This is a genomic window from Kitasatospora sp. NPDC101108, from assembly GCF_055584725.1.
In genome coordinates, this window is record NZ_JBVJLM010000023.1 from 1 (window position 1) to 20,384 (window position 20,384).

Here is a 20,384-nt window from a genome sequence, read left to right on the forward strand (position 1 = left end):
CTCGCCGACTGCTTCCCCGCCCTCGACTACTTCGAGAACAGCGGCCTGCCCTTCGTCGTCGCCCTCAACGGCTTCGACGGCCACCAGCCGCACACCCCCGACGAGGTCCGCGAAGCCCTCCAGCTCGGCGCCGACACCCCGATCATCACCCTCGACGCCCGCCGTCGGGACAGCGCCAAGAGCGCCCTGATCACCCTGGTCGAGCACGCCCTGCTGGCCCGACTGCGATGACCGACGTGCCTGTGGCCCACGGGACTTCGCCGAGTCCCGCGGGCCGCAGGGGGTTTCGGGACGGCTACTCGGTCGGCTCCAGGCCGGAGCGGATCAGGCCGTAGGTGTACGCGTCCTCAAGTGCCAGCCAGGAGGCCGCGATCACGTTGTCGGCCACGCCGACCGTGGACCAGGTGGCGGTGCCGTCGGTGGACTCGATCAGCACCCGGGTCTTGGAACCGGTGCCGTGCTGCCCCTCCAGGATGCGGACCTTGTAGTCCACCAACTCGAAGGTGGCCAGCGGCGGGTAGATGCCCTCCAGGGCCGTCCGCAGCGCCTGGTCCAGCGCGTTGACGGGGCCGTTGCCCTCGCCGATGGCGATCCGGCGCTCGCCCTTGGCCCACAGCTTGACGGTCGCCTCGTTGCCGGAAACCCCGTGCGGGCCCTGCTCGCTGATGGTGCGCCAGGACTCCAGCCGGTAGAAGCGCTCCCGGCTGCCGCGCACCTCGTCGCGCAGCAGCAGCTCGAAGGAGGCGTCGGCGGACTCGTAGGTGTAGCCGAGGTTCTCCTGCTCCTTCACCTTGGCCACCACCCGGCCGGCCAGGTCCCGGTCGGTGGACAGGTCGTAGCCGAGCTCCTTGCCCTTGAGCTCCACCGAGGCGCGGCCCGCCATGTCGGAGACCAGCATCCGCATGGTGTTGCCGACCAGCTCGGGGTCGGTGTGCTGGTACAGGTCCGGGTCGACCTTGATCGCGGAGGCGTGCAGCCCCGCCTTGTGGGCGAAGGCGGAGAAGCCGACGTACGGCTGGTGGGTGGACGGGGCCAGGTTGACCAGCTCGGCGATCGCGTGCGAGATCCGGGTCATCTCGGCCAGCCGGCCCGCGGGCAGCACCCGGCGGTCGTACTTCAGCTCCAGCGCGCCGACCACCGGGAACAGGTTGGCGTTGCCGACCCGCTCGCCGTACCCGTTCGCGGTGCACTGCACGTGGGTGGCGCCGGCGTCCACCGCGGCCAGGGTGTTGGCCACCGCGCAGCCGGTGTCGTCCTGGGCGTGGATGCCGACCCGGGCCCCGGTCGCCGCGATCACGTCCGCGACGGCGTCCCGGACGCCGGCCGGCAGCATCCCGCCGTTGGTGTCGCACAGCACCACCACGTCCGCCCCGGCCCGGTGCGCGGTGCGGACCACCGCGAGGGCGTACTCGCGGTTCGCCCGGTACCCGTCGAAGAAGTGCTCGCAGTCCAGGAACACCCGGCGGCCCTGGGCGCGCAGGAACTCGACGCTGTCCCGGACCATCTCCAGGTTCTCGTCCAGGGTGGTGCGCAGCGCCAGCTCGACGTGCCGGTCGTGCGACTTGGCGACCAGGGTGACCACGGGGGCGCCGGAGGCGACCAGCGCGGCCAGCTGCGGGTCCTCGGCCGCCTTGCCGCCGGGCCGGCGGGTGGCGCCGAAGGCGACCAGCTGGGCGCTGCGCAGCTCCAGCTCGGCGGCGGCGCGGGCGAAGAACTCGGTGTCCCGGGGGTTGGCGCCGGGCCAGCCGCCCTCGATGAAGCCGACCCCGAAATCGTCCAGGTGCCGGGCGATGGCCAGCTTGTCCGCCACCGTCAGGTTGATGCCCTCCCGCTGCGCGCCGTCGCGCAGGGTGGTGTCGAACACGTGGAAGCTGTCGTCGGTACGGCTGACCTCGGTCATGACCCCTGGTTCTCCGTTCGGGGAGGTTGGTACTGCTCTGCCGGATTCGTCCCGGCTCCACTGTCCAGGATCCCGCGCGCGGCCCCGGTGTCCCCGGGCCCCTCGTGGGGGCCGTCGGCCGGTCCGGGCTGTGCTCAGTGGGGCGGTGCCCAAAAAGCGAAAAGACCCCTCGCGGGTGCGAGAGGTCTGCGCGCGGGTCTGGACGCTCGTGGTCGCTCCGCATCGGGTCCTGCGGAAGCGGTCACTGCGGACCGGCGCGCCTGCTGCTAATAATCAGCGAAAGCGAGGACACGCTCGCAGTCTGGCACAGCCTCCGGAATCCGGCCCGCCCGTCTCGCGATGCGAAACAGGGCAGGCCGGAGGGGGTTCCGGTGTCCGGATGATCAGACGATCTTGTGCAGCCAGTGGTGGGTGTCCGGCTGCTGACCGCCCTGGATGGCCAGCAGGGCGCGGCGCAGCTCCATGGTGATCGGGCCGGGCTCGCCGTCACCGACGGTCCAGTCGGCGGCCGCGGACTTCACCGAGCCGACCGGGGTGATGACGGCGGCGGTGCCGCAGGCGAAAACCTCGGTGAGGGTGCCGTCGGCGTTCGCCTGCTGCCACTCGTCGGTGGAGATCTTCCGCTCCTCGACCGCGTAGCCCAGGTCGGCGGCGAGCTGGAGCAGCGAGTCGCGGGTGATGCCGGGCAGCAGCGCGCCGGACAGCTCCGGGGTGACGATCCTGGCGTCCTTGCCCTCACCGAAGACGAAGTACAGGTTCATGCCGCCCATCTCCTCGACCCACCGGTGCTCGGCGGCGTCGAGCCAGACCACCTGGTCGCAGCCCTTCTCGGCGGCCTGGGCCTGGGCCACCAGCGAGGCCGCGTAGTTGCCCGCGCACTTGGCCGCGCCGGTGCCGCCGGGCGCGGCCCGGACGTACTCCTTGGACAGCCAGACCGAGACCGGCTTGATGCCGCCCTGGAAGTAGGCGCCGGCCGGGGAGGCGATGATCATGAAGAGGTAGGAGTTCGCCGGGCGGACACCCAGGCCGACCTCCGTGGCGAACATGAACGGACGCAGGTAGAGGCTCTGCTCCGGCTCGCTCGGAACCCAGCCCTGCTCCTGCCGGACCAGCAGCTCGACGGCCTCGACGAAGGTCTCCACCGGCAGCTCCGGCATCGCCAGGCGGCGGGCGGAGGCCTGGAAGCGCAGGGCGTTGGCCTCCGGGCGGAAGGTCGCGATCGAGCCGTCGGCCTGGCGGTAGGCCTTCAGGCCCTCGAAGATCGCCTGGCCGTAGTGCAGGGTCATGTTCGCCGGGTCCATCTCCACCGGCGCGTACGGGACCAGCTGGGCGTCGTGCCAACCACGGCCCTCCGTCCAGCGGATGGTGACCATGTGGTCGGTGAAGACGCGGCCGAAGCCGGGGTTGGTCAGCCGGGCCTCGCGCTCCGCAGCGGGCAGCGGGTGGGCGGAGGGCTTGAGGTCGAACGTGATGGGCGCCTGGGTGGGCGTGCTCATGGCTGTTTCCTTCACCGTGGGGTTCGTTCGGGCCGCCACCGCCGAAGGAACGTTACGGCGATCCAACGCCGGAACGCGCGCACAACGGCACGGCCCACTGTCGATACTCGCATCCAGAGGGCCGTGCCGAACAGCTGCCCGCTCCTTGGGGAGCTGCAAGCTGCGGTTATGCGGTCCGGCCCACCTGGGCCGGATCCTTGTCGGGTCCGGCCCCCTCAGCCGGACACCGCTTTCGGTTCCGGCCCGCTAGCCGGATACTCGGCCGGCGAGCGCGTCGCCGACCTGGGAGGTGGAGCGGGTGCCGGCGCGCTCGGCGAGGTCCGCCGCGACGGCGGCCTCGACCTTGGCGGCCTCGGCGGTGAAGCCGAGGTGCTCCAGCAGCATGGCGACCGACAGCACGGTGGCGGTCGGGTCGGCCTTGCCCTGGCCGGCGATGTCCGGGGCCGAGCCGTGCACCGGCTCGAACATGGACGGGAACTCGCCGCTCGGGTTGATGTTGCCGCTCGCGGCCAGGCCGATGCCGCCGGTGACGGCCGCGGCCAGGTCGGTCAGGATGTCGCCGAACAGGTTGTCGGTGACGATGACGTCGAAGCGCTCGGGCTGGGTGACGAAGAAGATCGTGGCCGCGTCGACGTGCAGGTAGTCGGTGGTGACCTCCGGGAACTCCGCGCCGACCTCGGCGAAGATCCGCGACCACAGGTGCCCGGCGTGCACCAGCACGTTGTTCTTGTGCACCAGGGTGAGCTTCTTGCGCGGCCGCGCCTGGGCCCGGCGGTAGGCGTCGCGCACCACGCGCTCGATGCCGTACGCGGTGTTCAGGCTGACCTCGGTGGCCACCTCGTGCGGCGTCCCGGTGCGCAGCGAGCCGCCGTTGCCGACGTACGGGCCCTCGGTGCCCTCGCGGACGACCACGAAGTCGATCTCCGGCTGACCGGCCAGGGGCGACGACACCCCGGGGAAGAGCCGTCCCGGCCGCAGGTTGATGTGGTGGTCGAAGGCGAACCGCAGCTTCAGCAGCAGCCCCCGCTCCAGCACCCCGGACGGCACGCTCGGGTCCCCGATGGCACCCAGCAGGATCGCGTCGAAGGCCTTGAGCTCCGCCAGCACGCTGTCCGGCAGCGTCTCCCCGGTCCGGTGGTAGCGCCGGGCGCCGAGGTCGTACTCGGTGGTCTCCAGCTTCACGTCGGCGGGAAGCGCGGCCCCCAGGACCTTCAGGCCCTCGGCCACCACCTCCTGACCGATGCCGTCACCCGGGACAACTGCGAGACGAATGGTGCGAGACATGCTCGGACCCTACTCCGCCGTCCCAGGTGCTGACACCTCACGTCCAGCATCTGGACTCAGGTCAGGTCGATCTCCACCGGGAACGGCTGATCGACCTTCAACTGCTTGTGGTAGATCCCGGTTGGAAAAAATACCGCCTCGACGCAGGCTCAAGCTCGAACGTGTAGACCACAGGGCGCGATGCTCATGGTTCCTCCCATACGGGCATCCTGACGGCCCTCCCAGGCACTCGGCAAAGCCTCCTCGGACGCCACTCCTTCGAGGGAGCGCGGATGGTCAGTGTTGTGCCGGGGGCGCGCTTAGGGTGGCGTGATCTGGGGTTTCCGGCAGGAACGGGGCGCGTGGGTGAGGGCCGAGCGGCGGCGGGAGGTGCTGGTCTGCGGGAGTGCGGCCGGGCTGGCGACGGGCGGGTTCGCGCTCGCCGCGGGGCTGCGCGGGCGGTGGCCGGCCGGGGCGGGCGCGGTCGCCGTGCCGTACCACGCGCACCTGTGGGACCTGCTGCACGGCCAGGCCGCCGGGGACCTGCTGTTCAACTGGAACAGCGGCTACGGCGTCCCGTTCCTGGCGGACTTCTTCGCCTACCTGATGAATCCGTTCTCCTGGCCGACCGCCCTGCTCCCCCGCGACCAGGGGCAGCTCGCCGTCTTCCTGGTCACCCTGGCCACCATCGGCCTCGGCACCGCCCTGATGGCCCACCTGCTCGGCCGGGTGCACCCCGGCCCCCGGTGGCTGCGGGTGCTCGCCGCCCTCGGGTACGGGCTCTGCGCCTGGGTGCTGGACGTGGGCGGGGCCGCGCCGATGTGGCTCTGGGGCCTGGTCTCGCTGCCGCTGCTCGGCCTGGTCGGGGACTGGTGCCTGCACGAGCGCCGCTGGGTGGCCGGTTCGCTGTGCGTCACCCTGGTCTGGGCGGGCAACCTCTACACCGCCGCGCTGGCCACCCTGATGGCCGGACTCCTGTTCGCCGTACGGCTGTTCGCCACCCCGCGCGCCTTCCGGCACCGGGTCCGGGCGACCGGGCGGGCGATCACCCTGACCGTCACCGGGGTGCTGCTCGCCTCCCCGGTGCTGTTCGTCGCCGTCCGGGCGGCGCGCGGCGCCCAGCCGGAGTCCCCGGTGCAGCCGCTCGGCCCGTCCGGGCTCGGCGGGCACCTCGCCGAGCTGCTGCCCACCACGACGGGCGGGCGGCCGCTGCCGGACATCGCGATCGGGGTGCTCGGGCTGCTGCTGGTGTGCGGGCTGCCGTTCAACCGCCGGGTGCGGGTCCGCGAGCGGGCGGTCTGGTGCGCGGCGCTGGTGCTGATCGTGCTCGGCTTCGTCTGGACCCCGACCGTGCTGGTCTGGCACGGCCTGGCGATCCCGGCCGGCGGGCCGTACCCGGTCGCCTTCGTGCTCAGCGGGCTGCTGGTGCTGGCCGGCTGGGTGTCGCTCGCCCACCGGCCGGACCCGCTCACCCTGCTGGGCGGCGCCGCCCTGGTCGCGCTGGTCGTCGCGCTGGCGGCCGCCCGGCGCCCGGTGCACACCTCGACCTGGGTGCTGCTGGGCGTCGGCGGCGCCGTCGTGCTCGCCGCGCTGTGGGTGCTGGAGCACCGGCACGCCGACCGCCGGGCGAACGCCCTGGCCACCTGGGTGCTCGGCGGCGCGGTGCTCGGCGGCGCCGTCTGGTCCGGGTACGCGTCGCTCGGCGCGGCCCCCGACGACTCCGTCCCCCCGGCCGCCGTCCGGGCCGGGCACGCGGCCGTCCGGGCGGGTGCCGACTGGCCGGACGGGCGCAGCGACCCCGGCCCGCACGCCTTCACCCCCAACGACCCGCTGCTGCTGAACGGCCAGGGCGGCGGCTACTTCAGCGGCTATCTGCCGACCGTCGTCGCCCAGCTGCTGCACGACCTCGGCGCGGGCTGGACCGCCGGCGGGCGGCAGACCGGGAGCGTCACCGACCCGGTCGGGCAGGCGCTGTTCGGGGTCCGCGCCCACCTGGACGACGGCCCCCCGCCGCACGGCTTCACCCCCGGGCGGGCGCCGGCCCCGCCGCTGGTCACCGTGCTGCCGCCGGGCGCCCACCCGGAGACCTCCTCGGTCTGGGCCCGCCAGGAGTCGCTGCTCGGCAGCCAGGTGTACGACGCCCCGCTGCCCGTCCCGGCCGGCGGCCCGGCGCCCACCCTGCACGGCACCAGCGGCTGGTCGGTGCCGGCCGGCGGGGACGGCACGGTGTTCACCGCCGCCTGCACCCCGGGCTCGACCGCCTACTTCCACGGGGTCTGGTACGACGGCACGGTCAGCGGCCTGGGCACCAGCTACCGCAGCGAGGGCGAGCAGCCCACCACGGCGGTGGCCGTCCACCGGCTGGGGACCGTCCCGGCGGACGGGGTGGTGCGGGTGACCCTGCGGTCGGACGTGATCAGCCAGGTCCCGGCCCGCCCGATCGGCTGCCTGCGGGCCGACGCCCTGGCGGCCGCCGTCGCCCGCCTCACCGCCACCGGCGCCACCCGGGTCGAGGCCGGCGGCCACTCCGTCAGGGCCTTCCTCCCGCCGGGTTCCACCGGCACCGCGCTGCTGTCCGTCCCCGCCACCGAAGGCTGGACCTGCGCCGTCGACGGCGGCGCCCCCGCCGCGCCCACCCCGGTCCTGGGCATGATCGGCGTCCCGCTCGGCGGCGGCGCCTCCCGCGTCTCCTGCGCCTTCCGCCCGCCCGGTCTCACCGAGGGCCTCACCGTCACCTCCGGTACGGGCGCGGCCCTCGTCCTGGTCGCCGTCTTCAGCCGCCTCTCCCGCCGCCCCACCCGCACCCCGCGCCGCCGACGCCGCGCCGCCGCCCGGGCGTAGGGCCGGACGGCGGCGCAGGCGGTGGAAGGGGCGGGCTACGGCAGGGTGAGGACCTGGGCCCTCCGGTCCGCCGGGTTGAGGTGGTACAGCAGCAGGAGCCGGGAGTTGTCTCCCGGGGCGCGGTGCACGTCGAGGACGGTGCCGGGGCCGGCCGGGGTCACCATCGCGGTCGGGCCGGTCAGGCCGGCCCGGACGGTGAGGGCCGGGTGCAGGACGTCCACCGGGACGGTGGGGCGGGTGCCGCGCAGGCCGATGGCGGAGTAGGCGCCGGCCGGGTCCGGCGTGCCGGGGGCGGCGGTACCGGCCCAGACGCCGTAGCGGACGGTGCTGTGGCCGGGTCCGACGCCGGGCAGGGCGCTCAGCCGGACCGGCAGGACCACGACGTCGCTGTCCAGCAGCGCGGTGTCGGTGTCGCCCCAGTGGGCGTTGAGCGGCTGGACGTCGAGTTCGGCGCCGGTGCGGGCGTCGAGGGCGCGGGAGACCAGGACGTCGCTGCCGCGCACCCGGTCGGCCTTGAGGATCACGTCGGTGACGCCGTCCCCGTCGGTGTCCAGGGACACCCGCACGCCGTACAGCCCGACCGGGGTGGCCGCCGGGGCCCACGTCCGCGCGCCGACGTACAGCAGGTCGGAGTCGACGGCGGCGCCCGCGGCCCGCAGGTCGGCGACCCGGTCGCCGGGGTGCTCGACGCAGAGGTCCTGCGGCGGGTCGTGCTGCTCCGTCGTGCCCTCGGGCCGGATGCCCGCGCCGGGGCCGACGGCCTTGCCGCTGCCGGGCGGGCAGTCGGGCCAGCGGGGGCCTTCGCCGCCGAGGGCGAGGGCGCTGACCAGTCCGGGCGCCTCGCCGGGGGCGGCGCTGCCGCCGAGGGTGACGAGGGTGCCGTCCCGGGCGGTGCGGGCGGAGGCGGTGACGCCGAGATCGCCGGTCGGGCGCGGGGCGGCGAACACCGGGACCCTCAGCTGCGGCAGGGCCCGGTCGTCGAGCGGGCTGAACAGCACCCGTCCGGAGAGCTCGCCGCGGTAGCTGCGCGCCCGGCCGCCCTGCAGGGTGTCGATGGTCGGGTCGGGCGTGCGCCCCAACTCCCCCGGCACGGACAGCGTCACCCGCACCCGGGCGGTGCCGCCGGCCGGCACGTCGACCCGGGCCGGTGCCACCTGGAAGGCGGCGCCCGGCAGTTGGGTGGCCGCCGCGTAGCCGGTGCGGTAACTCACCGGCGCGGAGGAGTGGTTGCGCAGCTCGATCTCGCGGTCGAGGGCCGTCGGCCCGCCGACCTCGACCGGCCCGTAGGAGACCCCGACGCTGCCCGCCCGGGCGCCCTCCCCCGCCGCGTAGGCGACCACCGGGGTGCGGACGGCCCGGTCGGCCTGGGCCCGTCCGGCGCCGGTGCGCTCGGGTCCGTAGACCGGGCCGCCGTGGTCGTCGCCGAGGTAGGTGTCCGTGCTGGTGTTCATCAGCGCGGCCTTGACCTGCTCGACCGGCCAGTCCGGGTGGGCGGCGCGGACCAGCGCGGCCAGTCCGGTGACGTGCGGGGCCGCCATCGAGGTGCCGTTCTCGCGCTGGCCGCCGCCGCCGCTGCCGACCAGGGCGGACCAGATGGTCTCCCCGGGGGCGGCGAGATCGGGCTTGACCACTCCGGGCAGCCCGATGCCCCGGGAGGTGAAGTCGGTGAGGGTGTCGGCCCGGGCCGGCTGGTTCTGCGCGACGGAACCGTGCAGCGGGTTGCCGGGCGCGGCGAGCCGGACCTGTGCGCCGCCCTCGGCGGCGGCCTTCCGCAGCCGTTCGCCGTCCGCGCGGCCGAGCAGGACGGCGGGGATCCGGTCGTCGCCGGAAATCTCGGCGAGGTGGTCGGTGTCGGCGGCGTAGAGCGCGCCGATCGCCCCGGCGTCGGCGGCGTGGTCGGCACGCGGGCCGGAGTTGCAGGCCCGGTCGGCGTCCCGGGTCGCCCAGGTGAGCACCGCGATCCTTCCCTTCAGCCGCTGCTTGTCGGCCTCGCTGAAGTCCGCGCAGCCGTCCGTCTGGTCGACGGGCGCGGCGAGTGCGCCGCTCACCTCGGTGGTGGACCAGCCCCGGTAGCGCTCGCTCCAGTGGCCGGGCACGACCCCGGCCAGCGCGGCGGGGGCGACCACGGTGATGCCGTCCACGTCGGCGTGCCCGTGCACGGAGGCGGCGACGGTGATCGCCCGGACGGCGGTGCCGGGGCTGCCGCCGACGCCGTACACGTCGCCCTCGTTGCCCGCGGCCGCGACCACCACGGTGCCCAGTTCGGCGAGCCGGTCGACGGCGACCGCGTCGGCGTCCTCCGGGCTGCCGAAGCGGCTGCCGAGGGACAGGTTGACCACGTCGAGCCGGTCGCCGAGGTCGCCGTCGCCGTTGGGGTCGGCGGCCAGGTCGAGCGCCTGGGCGAGCCGGTCGGTGGAGCCGTCGCAGCCGAAGACCCGGATCGCGTACAGCTGCGCGCCGGGGGCGGCGCCGGGGCCGATCCGGAACGAGGCCGGGTCGAGCCCGGGCCGGTAGGGGCCGGTGTACGGGTGGCCGTCGGCGGTGACGCCGTACCCGGCGGCCGTCCCGGCGACGTGGGTGCCGTGCCCGTTGCGCACGCAGTCGAGCGGGTTGTCGCTGGGGTGCGGGACGGGCTGGTGGTTCGGGGCGGTCGGGTCGGGGTTGTAGTCGTCGCCGACCAGGTCCTTGCCGCCGACCACCTTGGCGTTGGGGAACAGCGCGGCCGGCGCGGGCTTGCCGCGCTCGACCGAGCGGAAGGCCTCCTCGGTGCCCGGGCCGCCGAAGTCGGCGTGGGTGTAGTCGATGCCGCTGTCGATGATGCCGATCCGCATGCCCTGGCCGGTGTTTCCGGCCACCGCCGCGTCTCCGGTCCAGACCTGCGGGGCGCCGGTCAGCGGGACGGAGTAGGCGTTGTCGCGCTGCTTGTTCACGATCGGGTGGACGGCCCGGACGCCGGGCAGCGCCCGTAGCGCGGGCAGCCGCTCGGCGGGGGCGTCGACCGCCAGTCCGGTGAGCAGGGCGTGGGTGCGGTAGAGCTCGCGGGCGGCGGGGGCCGACCGGTGGACGGCCTCGGCGAGCCGGTCCAGCGCGTCCGCGGCCCGGGTGCGCTGGGCGGCTCCGGCCTCGGCGGCGTCCCGGCGGACGGCCTCCGGCGAGCGCTGCGCCCGCCGGGCGCTGTCGGCGGCGCGCCGCCAGGCCGGGCCGGCCGCCTCGGTGGTGAGTTCGAGCAGGACGGCGGCCGTACGGCCCTGGCCGGGCACTCCGGCGCTGGACGGGCCGCCCGCGGCCGGGGTGGCGGCGAGCGCCGTGCCCCCGGCCAGCAGGGTCAGGGTGAGGCCGATCCGGACGAGCGGTCGGCGGACGGGTGGCAGGCGCACGAGGGACCCTCTCCCCCGGCAGGGGGGAATGATCCGCACACCGAGGAGGTCGCTGGCGCCCGCCCACACGGACGTCGATCACCCTTCCGGGGGCCCCAAATTAGGATGATCGCGCCACCCGGGGCGAGCAACTTCCCTCGGACGGACCTCAGTTGCACTCCACGGGGTGACACGGCGCCAACCCGATCGGCCCAGTAGCCCGATGAACGCCACCCGCGGCGCCCCGCGCGGTGGAGCGGTCCGCGCTCAGTGGTGACCGGTGGCCCCGCCGTTGTCCCGGCGGTCCAGCGAGCGCTGCAGCGCGGCGGCGGCGAAGGGGTTCCGCTCGGCGGCCCGGCGGCGGCGCGGGGCGCGGACGGGGGTGGCGGCGGGGGCGGGGGTGGCGTGGCGGTCGGCGGTGGTGGGCATACCGGGCTCCTTGGAAGCGGCGCGCGTCAAGCGCGGTATGAGAAAGGGAAACCAGGGATGTCGCGCGCAGCGCGCCCCGAGAAGGGTGGTGGCGGGCGACGGGAGGGAACGCGCGGGAGCAGGGATCGCCTGCCCGTGGGCGCACGCACACACGGGCCGCGCGCCCTGGCTACAGGGGCGGCACACCGTATGGCCCTTCCACGGTACGACCCCGCCCCGGCCGTGTCTGCACGAATACTTGGATTTCCTAGTATCTGAGACGGCCGTCACCCGGGGGAACGCAGCAGGGCCCGGACCGCCGTCGAACGGCGGTCCGGGCCCTGCTGCGAGGGCGGGTTTCTCAGCCCAGGTCGACCGAGCGCGCGAAGCGGGCGCCGATCTCGGCGGCGATCGCCGTCAGGACGTCCTGCGGGATCTCGCTGTCCACGGTGATGGAGGCGAGGGCGCTGCCGCCGTCCCGGGCGACCTGCATGCCCGCGATGTTGATGCCCGCGTCGCCGAGGTGGCGGCCGAGCACGCCGACCACGCCGGGGCGGTCCTCGTACTTGAAGAAGGCCATGTGGTCGGTGAGCGCCACGTCGACGTCGAAGGTGTCCACCCCGACGATCTTCTGGGTCTGCTTCGGGCCGGCCAGCGTGCCGGAGATGGCGATCTCCTCGCCGTTCCCCAGCGTGCCGCGCACGGTGATCACGTTGCGGTGCTCGGGGCTCTCGCTGGAGGTGGTCAGCCGGACCTCGACGCCGCGCTCCTGGGCGAACAGCGGGGCGTTGACGTAGGACACCGTCTCGGCCACGACGTCCTCGAACACGCCCTTCAGCGCGGACAGTTCGAGCACCTTCACATCGTGCTGGGTGATCTCGCCACGGACCTCGACGTCCAGGCGGACGGCCACCTCGCCGGCCAGCGCGGTGAAGATCCGGCCGAGCTTCTCGGCCAGCGGCAGGCCCGGGCGGACGTCCTCGGCGATCACGCCGCCCTGGACGTTGACGGCGTCCGGCACCAGCTCGCCGGCCAGCGCCAGGCGCACCGACCTGGCGACCGCGATGCCGGCCTTCTCCTGCGCCTCGTCGGTGGAGGCGCCCAGGTGCGGGGTGGCGACCACGTTGTCGAAGGCGAACAGCGGGGAGTCGGTGCAGGGCTCCTTGGCGTACACGTCCAGGCCCGCGCCGGCCACCCGGCCCTCGCGCAGGGCGCTGGCGAGCGCCTCCTCGTCCACGATGCCGCCGCGGGCGGCGTTGACGATGCGCACGCTCGGCTTGACCTTGTGCAGCGCCTCGTCGCCGATCAGGCCGATCGTCTCGGGGGTCTTGGGGAGGTGGACGGTGATGAAGTCCGAGACCTCCAGCAGCTCCTCCAGCGAGACCAGCTTGACGCCCATCTGCGCGGCGCGGGCGGCCTGGATGTAGGGGTCGTACGCGACGATCTTCATCCCGAACGCGGACATCCGCTGGGCGACCAGGACGCCGATCCGGCCGAGGCCGACCACGCCGAGGGTCTTCTCGCTCAGCTCGACGCCGGTGTACTTGTTGCGCTTCCACTCGCCCTGCTTGAGCGCCGCGTTGGCCGGGGCGATGTTGCGGGCGACGGAGATCAGCAGACCGCAGGCCAGCTCGGCGGCGGTGACGATGTTGGAGGTCGGCGCGTTGACGACCATCACACCGGCCTTGGTGGCGGCGGCGACGTCCACGTTGTCCAGGCCGACGCCGGCCCGGGCGACCACCTTGAGCTTGCGGGCGGCGGCCAGCGCCTCCGCGTCGACCTTGGTGGCGGAGCGGATCAGGATCGCGTCCACGTCGGCGATCGCGGTGAGCAGCTCGGTGCGGTCGGCGCCGTTGCAGTGGCGGATCTCGAAGTCGGGGCCGAGGGCGTCGACGGTGGCGGGCGAAAGCTCTTCGGCGATCAGTACTACGCCAGTTTTCACAGTTGTGGCAGCGCTCACGACAGTGGGTCCTTAACTGTCCGGTTCCCCCGGGCACGTAGGTGGCGTGGCGGGCGGGGGAAGGTGGCATGGCCGCGTAGGTAGACGCACGACGCTGTGGGCCTGACGCGCACTCGGGAGTGTATCGGCGGGCAGGGTACGGGGCTGCTCCCGTCCGGCGAAATCACCCGGACGAGAGCAGCCTACTTGTACAAGGGAGTTGCTGGATTCCGGAGCGGGAAGGCTCAGGCCTTCTCGTTGACCCAGCTCATCAGCGAGCGCAGCTTCTTGCCGGTGGTCTCCAGCAGGTGGTCCTCGTCGGCCTTCTTGTACTCGTTGTACTTGGGCAGGCCCGCCTTGTACTCGGCGATCCAGGTCTTGGCGAAGGTGCCGTCCTGGATCTCGGCGAGGACCTTCTTCATCTCGGCCTTGGTGTCGGCGGTGATGATGCGCGGACCGGTGACGTAGTCGCCCCACTCGGCGGTCTCGGAGACCGACCAGCGCATCTTCTCCAGGCCGCCCTCGTACATCAGGTCGACGATCAGCTTCAGCTCGTGCAGGCACTCGAAGTAGGCGATCTCCGGCTGGTAGCCGGCCTCGACCAGGGTCTCGAACCCGGCCTTCACCAGGGCGGCGGTGCCACCGCAGAGGACGGCCTGCTCACCGAACAGGTCGGTCTCGGTCTCCTCGGTGAAGGTGGTCTTGATGACGCCGGCCTTGGTGGCGCCCAGGCCCTTGGCGTACGACAGGGCCAGGTCGAAGGCCTTGCCGGAGGCGTTCTGCTCGACCGCGACGATCGCGGGGACGCCGCGGCCCTCCTCGTACTGGCGGCGGACCAGGTGGCCCGGGCCCTTCGGGGCGACCATGCAGACGTCGACGTCCGCCGGGGGCTTGATGAAGCCGTAGCGGATGTTCAGGCCGTGGCCGAAGAACAGGGCGTCGCCGGCCTTCAGGTGCGGGGCGATGTCGGCCTCGTAGACGTCGGCCTGGATCGGGTCCGGGACCAGGATCATGATGACGTCGGCCTCGGCCGCGGCCTCGGCCGGGGTGACCACGCGCAGGCCGGCCTCCTCGGCCTTGGCGCGGGACTTGGACTCGGGCTTCAGGCCGACCCGGACGTCGGCGCCGGAGTCGCGCAGGGACAGCGCGTGGGCGTGGCCCTGGCTGCCGTAGCCGATGACCGCGACCTTGCGGCCCTGGATGATGGACAGGTCGGCGTCGTCTTCGTAGAACAGCTCGGCCACGGGGGCACATCTCCTTGCGTGTTGGTGCCGGGTGCGCGGTATCCACCGTATGTGCACCCGGCGTGGGTGCGGATCTTTGCTACTGACGAACTGAGAAGCGCGGGTCAGGCGCTGCGGTCGAGGGCGCGCAGCGAGCGGTCCGTGATGGAACGCGCGCCGCGGCCGATGGCGACCAGGCCGGACTGGACCAACTCCTTGATGCCGTAAGGCTCCAGCATCCGGAGCATGGCCTCCAGCTTGTCCGAACTGCCGGTGGCCTCGATGGTCACCGCTTCGGGCGACACGTCGACGGTCTTGGCACGGAACAGCTGGACGATCTCGACGATCTGCGACCGGGTCTCGTTGTCGGCGCGGACCTTCACCAGGACCAGTTCCCGCTGGATCGCAGCGGACTGGTCGAGTTCGACGATCTTTATCACGTTCACGAGCTTGTTGAGCTGCTTGGTGACCTGTTCCAGCGGGAGGTCCTCGACGTTGACCACGATCGTCATCCGGGACACGTCCGGGTGCTCGGTCGGGCCGACGGCGAGGGAGTCGATGTTGAAGCCCCGACGGGAGAACAGCGCGGCGATGCGGGCGAGCACGCCGGGCTTGTTCTCGACCAGGACGGAGAGGGTGTGCTTGGACATGTGGTTCCTCAGTCGTTCTGGATCGGGGTGGTCAGTCGAGGTCGTCGCCGAAGTCGGGGCGGACGCCCTTGGCGAACTGGATCTCGTCGTTGCTGGTGCCGGCCGCGACCATCGGCCACACCATCGCGTCCTGGTGGACGATGAAGTCGATGACCACCGGGCGGTCGTTGATCGCCATCGCCTGCTGGATGACCGCGTCCAGGTCCTCGGGGCGCTCGCAGCGCAGGCCGACGCAGCCCATCGCCTCGGACAGCTTGACGAAGTCGGGGATCCGGGTGCCCTGGGCCGGCGGCGCGATGCCGTCATGGCCGGGGCCGGAGTGCAGCACGGTGTTGGAGTAGCGCTGGTTGTAGAACAGCGTCTGCCACTGCCGGACCATGCCCAGCGAGCCGTTGTTGATGACCGCGACCTTGATCGGGATGTCGTTCAGGGCGCAGGTGACCAGTTCCTGGTTGGTCATCTGGAAGCAGCCGTCGCCGTCGATGGCCCAGACCGCCGCCTCCGGGCGGCCCGCCTTGGCGCCCATCGCCGCCGGGACGGCGTAGCCCATGGTCCCGGCGCCGCCGGAGTTGAGCCAGGTGCCGGGCTTCTCGAAGCGGATGTACTGCGAGCTCCACATCTGGTGCTGGCCGACGCCCGCGGCGTAGATCGCGTCCGGTCCGACCAGTTGGCCGATCCGCTCGATGACCTGCTGCGGGGAGAGCTGGCCGTTCGGGGCCGGCTCGAAGCCCAGCGGGTAGGTCTTCTTCCACTCGTCGAGCTTCTCCCACCACTCGGCGTAGTCGCCCTTGTGGCCGGCGTCGAACTCGGCCTGGACGGCGACGATCAGGTCGGCGAGCACCTCGCGGGCGTCGCCGACGATCGGGACGTCCGCCGGGCGGTTCTTGCCGATCTCGGCCGGGTCGATGTCCGCGTGCACGATCTTGGCGTACGGGGCGAAGCTGTCCAGCTTGCCGGTGACCCGGTCGTCGAAGCGGGCGCCGAGGGTGAACAGCAGGTCCGACTTCTGCAGCGCGGTGACGGCCGGGACGGAGCCGTGCATCCCGGGCATGCCCAGGTGCTGCGGGTGGCTGTCCGGGAAGGCGCCGAGCGCCATCAGGGTGGTGACGACCGGGGCGCCGGTCAGCTCGGCCAGGATCCGCAGCTCGGCGGTGGCCTGCGCCTTGATCACGCCGCCGCCGACGTAGAGCACCGGCCGCTTGCTGCTGACCAGCATCTTCGCGGCCTCGCGGATCTGCTTGGCGTGCGGCTTGGTGACCGGCCGGTAGCCGGGCAGCGCCGTCTCGACCGGCCAGCGGAAGGTGGTGGTGGCCTGCAGGGCGTCCTTGGCGATGTCGACCAGGACCGGGCCGGGACGGCCGGTGGCGGCGATGTGGAAGGCCTCGGCGATCACCCGGGGGATCTCGGCCGGGTCGGTGACCAGGTAGTTGTGCTTGGTGATCGGCATCGTGATGCCGCAGATGTCCGCCTCCTGGAAGGCGTCGGTGCCGATCGCCTTGGAGGAGACCTGGCCGGTGATCGCGACCATCGGCACGGAGTCCATGTAGGCGTCCGCGATCGGGGTGACCAGGTTGGTCGCGCCGGGGCCGGAGGTGGCCATGCAGACCCCGACCCTGCCGGTGGCCTGGGCGTAGCCGGTGGCGGCGTGGCCGGCGCCCTGCTCGTGGCGGACCAGGATGTGGCGCACCTTGACCGAGTCCATCAGCGGGTCGTACGCGGGAAGGATGGCCCCGCCCGGGATGCCGAAGACGGTGTCCGCGCCCACGGCTTCGAGCGAGCGGATGAGCGACTGGGCGCCGGTCATGGTCTCGGCGACGTGCTGGGGAGCGTGGGCGGCCGGGTTGTCCCCGCGGCGGGGGGATGCGGCGTGCTCGGTCATCTGCCTGTCTCTTCTCGGGTTTTGCCGGTCCGGTGCTGCGGGCCCCGGTGGTGCGAGGGTGGGGGTCCCGGTCCGGGCCGATCGCCGGCTCTGCCTCAATCGTCCCGCTCGATCCGACGAGTCGGACCCTCCGGGGCGGTCGGGGCCAGGGGTCTTGCGGTGGGAACAGCGTCAGTGCAACAAAAAACCCCTCGTGCCCAAGGGCATGCGAGGGGTGGCGCGTCGGTCTGTCACGAGCGGGGCGTGCGAGCCCACTCAGCCGACGCGCCCGCCAAGTACGAGAATTCGGGTGCGCATGGCAACGACCTTCCTCCCGTCCGGGGTGGCGTGTCAAGCAGGTGGGATGACCGTCTCGCCATGCGGACCGGCTGCCGGACCGGCGGCGGCCGGGTGTTCGGGCAGGTCGGAGGCCCCGTGGTGAGGTACGGCACGTCCTCCCGCGGCGTCCGCTCGGCCACTCGTACGGGTGTCCGCGGCGAGGTGGGCGCGGCGGGCGGACAGCGAGCCGAGCGGCTTGGGCAGCGGGTAGCCGCGGCGGGCCAGCGCCCGGCGCAGCCGGGTCTCGTCCAGCGGCGGGGCGAAGGCCGAGCCCTGGGCCAGCCGGCAGCCCAGCTCCTGGAGCGCGGCCACCTGCCGGGGCAGGTCCACCCCCTCGGCGGCGGTGGCCATCCCGAGGTCCCGGCCGAGCCGCAGGGCGTGTCCGGCCAGGGTGCGGCTGAGCGCGGACTCGCCGAGGTCCTGGACCAGCGTGCGGTCCAGCTTGAGCCCGTCGAGCGGCAACCGGGCGAGCGCGCCCAGCGAGCCGCCGCCGGCGCCGTATCCGGCCAGCCAGGTGGAGACGCCGAGTCCGCGCAGGGCGGTCAGCCGGCGGCCGAGTTCGTCGGCGAGCCGGTCCGGGCCCATCCGGGCCACCTCGATCACCAGCTCGCCGGCCGGCAGCCCGGTGTCGCGCAGCGCCGCGGCCACCGTCTCGTACAGGCCGGGTGAGCAGAGCCGCTCGGCGGAGAGCCGGACGGCCACCGGGACGGCCGGCGGCACACCGCCGCGGCCCCGGCCGGACACCGCGCGCCGGTCGGCGGCGGCCGTGACCGCCTCCTGCACCAGCCAGCGGGAGAACCGGGTGGCCGCGTCGCCGTGTTCGGCCGAGCGGAGGAACTCGGCCGGGGTGAGCAGCAGGCCGCCCGCCGAGCGCCAGCGGGCCTGGGCCTCGACGGCGGTCACCGCGCCGCTCACGAGGTCCACCACGGGCTGGTGGAGCAGGGTGAAGCCGCCCTCCCGGACGGCCACCCGCAGCCGCTCCTCCAGCTCGGTGCGGCGCTCCAGGTCGGCGCGCATCGCGGGGGCGTAGAGCACCACCCGGCCCTTGCCCTCGGACTTGGCCCGGTACATCGCGAGGTCGGCGTTGCGCATCAGCTCGTCGGCGGCGGCTCTCGGGTCGGCGGCCGGGCCGCGTTCGGGGGTCCCGAAGGCGATGCCGATGCTGGCGGCGACGCCGAGTTCGACGCCGCCGATCCAGTACGGCTCGGAGAGCGCGATCCGCAGCCGCTCGGCCAGCTCCTGGACCTGCAGCCTGCCCAGCGGGCCGCAGACCAGCGCGGCGAACTCGTCGCCGCCGAACCGGGCGACGGTGTCCCCGCAGCGGACGGCGCCCTGCAGCCGGCGGGCGGCCTGCACCAGCAGTTCGTCGCCGACCTGGTGGCCCGCGGTGTCGTTGACCGCCTTGAAGCCGTCCAGGTCGAGGAAGAGCACGGCGATGCCGGCGCCCGTCCCGTCCTGCTGGCCGCGGCTGCCGAGGGCGGCGCGCAGCCGCTGGGCGAACAGCGCGCGGTTGGGCAGGTCGGTGAGCGGGTCGTGGAAGGCGTTGTGCTGCAACTGGGCCTGGAGCATGACGCGTTCGGTGACGTCCCGGCTGTTGAGCAGCAGGCCGTCGCGGTGCCGGCTGACCGTCGACTCGACGTGCAGCCACTCGCCGACGCCGGAGCTGATCCGGCACTCCACCCGGGCCGAGGCCTCGACGGTGCCCGGGGTGCGGTGGGCGGCCAGCCGGACCCGGGCGAGGTAGCGGCGGACCTCGGAGAGCACCCGGCCGACGTCCTCGGGGTGGACTAGGTCCAGCAGGTTGCCGCCGACCAGTTCCTCCGGGTCCCGCCCGTAGACGCCGAGCGCCGCCGGGGAGACGTACGAGAGCACGCCGTTGGCCCCGGCGATCATGATGACGTCGCTGGACCCCTGCACCAGGGAGCGGAAGTGCGCCTCCTTGTGGGCGAGTTCCTGGGCCAGCGACAGGTTGTCGAGCAGCATCACGCCTTGCCTGAGGATCAGTGCCAGCCCGACGGTGCAGGCGGCCGCGGCCACCACGCGGTCCAACTGGCGCCCGCCGAGGGCGTTGTAGAGGATTCCGGCGGTGCACACCGCGGCGGCCGCGTACGGGGTCAGCGCGCTGAAGGTGGTGGCCACCCGGCGGCGCGGCAGCCCGCCGGCCGAGGGGTGCTCGCGCAGCGGGCGGCGCCAGCGCGGGGACCACGGCGCCCAGGCGAGCAGCAGGCTGCCGGAGAACCAGCCCGCGTCCAGCAGTTCGCCGGAGTGGTAGGTGTTGTGCAGCTCCGGGGAGGTGAACAGGGCGTCGCAGGTCACGGTCACGGCGAGCGCGAGCATCGCGGTGTGCACGGCGGCCCGGTTGCCGTCCCGGCCGCCGAAGCGCAGCCCCACCACCAGGCTGACCAGCAGGATGTCCAGCACCGGGTAGGCCAGGTTGAGGGCCAGCCGCAGCGGGGAGCCGCCCTCACCGGCCGCGATCCGGCCGAGCGCCAGGCTCCAGCTGAGGGTGAACAGCGAGCCGGCGATCAGCCAGCCGTCGAGCAGCAGGCACAGCCAGCCGGCCGCCGAGCGGGGGTGCTGGGCGAGCACCAGCACGCCGGTGATGGCGAGCGGGGCGAACAGCAGGAAGGCGTAGTCGGCGAGCGAGTCCCGCGGCGGCTGGGTCCGCACGACCAGTTCGTACCAGCCCCAGGCGCCGTTGCCGAGGGCGACCATGGACGAGGAGAGGCCGAACAGCAGCCAGGCCGGGCGGGCGTGGCCGCCGACCGTGCAGCCGTACACCAGGCAGGACAGGGCGGCCGCGAGGGCGGCCGCGGCCAGCCCGAAGTCGCCCATGAAGATGGAGAGTTGACGCGATCCCCAGCCGGCGGCGGCGCCCAGCGCATAGGCCAGGCAGAGCCCGCCGAGGGCGAGCCCGGGCAGCGCGCGGCTCTCCCTGAGCCGGCGCAGCGGGCCGCGCCCGGCGGGCATCGGCGGCTCGGCGGCGGACGTGTCGGCAGCAGGAGGCGCGCCCGGTCGTCCGGATCCGGGCAGCACCGTATCGGTGGAGCTCACTCGGCCTCTCCCCCTCCGGCCCGGGGCCTGGCGCCCCGGCCACGGACCACCGGCCGC

11 protein-coding genes and 1 pseudogene are annotated in these 20,384 nt (G+C 73.6%); 2 read left to right on the forward strand and 10 right to left on the reverse strand.

The window, feature by feature from the left end:
* Positions 1 to 231: pseudogene (locus ACZ6Z8_RS32670) on the forward strand (ATP-binding protein); the annotation flags it as partial.
* Positions 232 to 295: 64 nt separating this feature from the next.
* Here the strand turns inward: ACZ6Z8_RS32670 and cimA are convergent.
* From cimA to ACZ6Z8_RS32685, 3 genes are all read right to left on the reverse strand, one after another.
* Positions 296 to 1,900, reverse strand: coding sequence for a citramalate synthase (gene cimA, locus ACZ6Z8_RS32675; protein ID WP_465613657.1), 1,605 nt, complete (start codon positions 1,898 to 1,900; stop codon positions 296 to 298).
* Positions 1,901 to 2,283: 383 nt separating this feature from the next.
* The gene (locus ACZ6Z8_RS32680) at positions 2,284 to 3,396 is read right to left on the reverse strand and encodes a branched-chain amino acid aminotransferase (protein WP_402819125.1); all 1,113 of its coding nucleotides are present in this window, start codon (positions 3,394 to 3,396) and stop codon (positions 2,284 to 2,286) included.
* Positions 3,397 to 3,642: 246 nt separating this feature from the next.
* A complete protein-coding gene (locus ACZ6Z8_RS32685; protein WP_465613658.1) occupies positions 3,643 to 4,680 on the reverse strand; it encodes a 3-isopropylmalate dehydrogenase in 1,038 nt (345 codons plus the stop codon).
* 345 nt (positions 4,681 to 5,025) lie between these two features.
* Here ACZ6Z8_RS32685 and ACZ6Z8_RS32690 point away from each other — a divergent pair, with 345 nt between their 5' ends.
* The gene (locus ACZ6Z8_RS32690) at positions 5,026 to 7,500 is read left to right on the forward strand and encodes a YfhO family protein (protein ID WP_465613659.1); all 2,475 of its coding nucleotides are present in this window, start codon (positions 5,026 to 5,028) and stop codon (positions 7,498 to 7,500) included.
* 35 nt (positions 7,501 to 7,535) lie between these two features.
* On the opposite strand, the gene ACZ6Z8_RS32695 is transcribed toward ACZ6Z8_RS32690, so the two are convergent.
* The 7 genes from ACZ6Z8_RS32695 to ACZ6Z8_RS32725 form a co-directional block, all read right to left on the reverse strand.
* Positions 7,536 to 10,877, reverse strand: a complete 3,342-nt coding sequence (locus ACZ6Z8_RS32695; RefSeq protein WP_465613660.1) for a S8 family peptidase — start codon at positions 10,875 to 10,877, stop codon at positions 7,536 to 7,538.
* A gap of 246 nt (positions 10,878 to 11,123) precedes the next feature.
* Positions 11,124 to 11,285 carry a hypothetical protein gene (locus tag ACZ6Z8_RS32700; protein ID WP_167344945.1) on the reverse strand — a complete coding sequence of 54 codons (162 nt, stop codon included), beginning with the start codon at positions 11,283 to 11,285 and terminating at the stop codon, positions 11,124 to 11,126.
* A 340-nt stretch (positions 11,286 to 11,625) separates the two neighbouring features.
* Positions 11,626 to 13,206, reverse strand: a complete 1,581-nt coding sequence (serA, locus tag ACZ6Z8_RS32705) for a phosphoglycerate dehydrogenase (RefSeq protein WP_465613719.1) — start codon at positions 13,204 to 13,206, stop codon at positions 11,626 to 11,628.
* A 242-nt stretch (positions 13,207 to 13,448) separates the two neighbouring features.
* Positions 13,449 to 14,447: a ketol-acid reductoisomerase gene (gene ilvC / locus ACZ6Z8_RS32710; RefSeq protein ID WP_402819107.1), complete on the reverse strand. Its 999-nt coding sequence runs from the start codon at positions 14,445 to 14,447 to the stop codon at positions 13,449 to 13,451.
* 104 nt (positions 14,448 to 14,551) lie between these two features.
* Complete coding sequence (gene ilvN / locus ACZ6Z8_RS32715; RefSeq protein WP_030286969.1) at positions 14,552 to 15,076, reverse strand: acetolactate synthase small subunit; 525 nt, start codon at positions 15,074 to 15,076, stop codon at positions 14,552 to 14,554.
* Between the two features lie 31 nt (positions 15,077 to 15,107).
* Positions 15,108 to 16,955 carry an acetolactate synthase large subunit gene (locus tag ACZ6Z8_RS32720; RefSeq protein ID WP_465613661.1) on the reverse strand — a complete coding sequence of 616 codons (1,848 nt, stop codon included), beginning with the start codon at positions 16,953 to 16,955 and terminating at the stop codon, positions 15,108 to 15,110.
* A 330-nt stretch (positions 16,956 to 17,285) separates the two neighbouring features.
* A complete protein-coding gene (locus ACZ6Z8_RS32725) occupies positions 17,286 to 20,243 on the reverse strand; it encodes a putative bifunctional diguanylate cyclase/phosphodiesterase (RefSeq protein WP_465613720.1) in 2,958 nt (985 codons plus the stop codon).
* Positions 20,244 to 20,384 lie beyond the last annotated feature (141 nt).

What these genes read in the sequence shown, in the direction of transcription:
- cimA (WP_465613657.1), bottom strand. Translation starts at nt 1,900, where the DNA reads ATGACCGAGGTCAGCCGTACCGACGACAGCTTCCACGTGTTCGACACC.
- ACZ6Z8_RS32680 (WP_402819125.1), bottom strand. Translation starts at nt 3,396, where the DNA reads ATGAGCACGCCCACCCAGGCGCCCATCACGTTCGACCTCAAGCCCTCC.
- ACZ6Z8_RS32685 (WP_465613658.1), bottom strand. Translation starts at nt 4,680, where the DNA reads ATGTCTCGCACCATTCGTCTCGCAGTTGTCCCGGGTGACGGCATCGGT.
- ACZ6Z8_RS32700 (WP_167344945.1), bottom strand. Translation starts at nt 11,285, where the DNA reads ATGCCCACCACCGCCGACCGCCACGCCACCCCCGCCCCCGCCGCCACC.
- ilvN (WP_030286969.1), bottom strand. Translation starts at nt 15,076, where the DNA reads ATGTCCAAGCACACCCTCTCCGTCCTGGTCGAGAACAAGCCCGGCGTG.
- ACZ6Z8_RS32720 (WP_465613661.1), bottom strand. Translation starts at nt 16,955, where the DNA reads ATGACCGAGCACGCCGCATCCCCCCGCCGCGGGGACAACCCGGCCGCC.
- ACZ6Z8_RS32725 (WP_465613720.1), bottom strand. Translation starts at nt 20,243, where the DNA reads ATGCCCGCCGGGCGCGGCCCGCTGCGCCGGCTCAGGGAGAGCCGCGCG.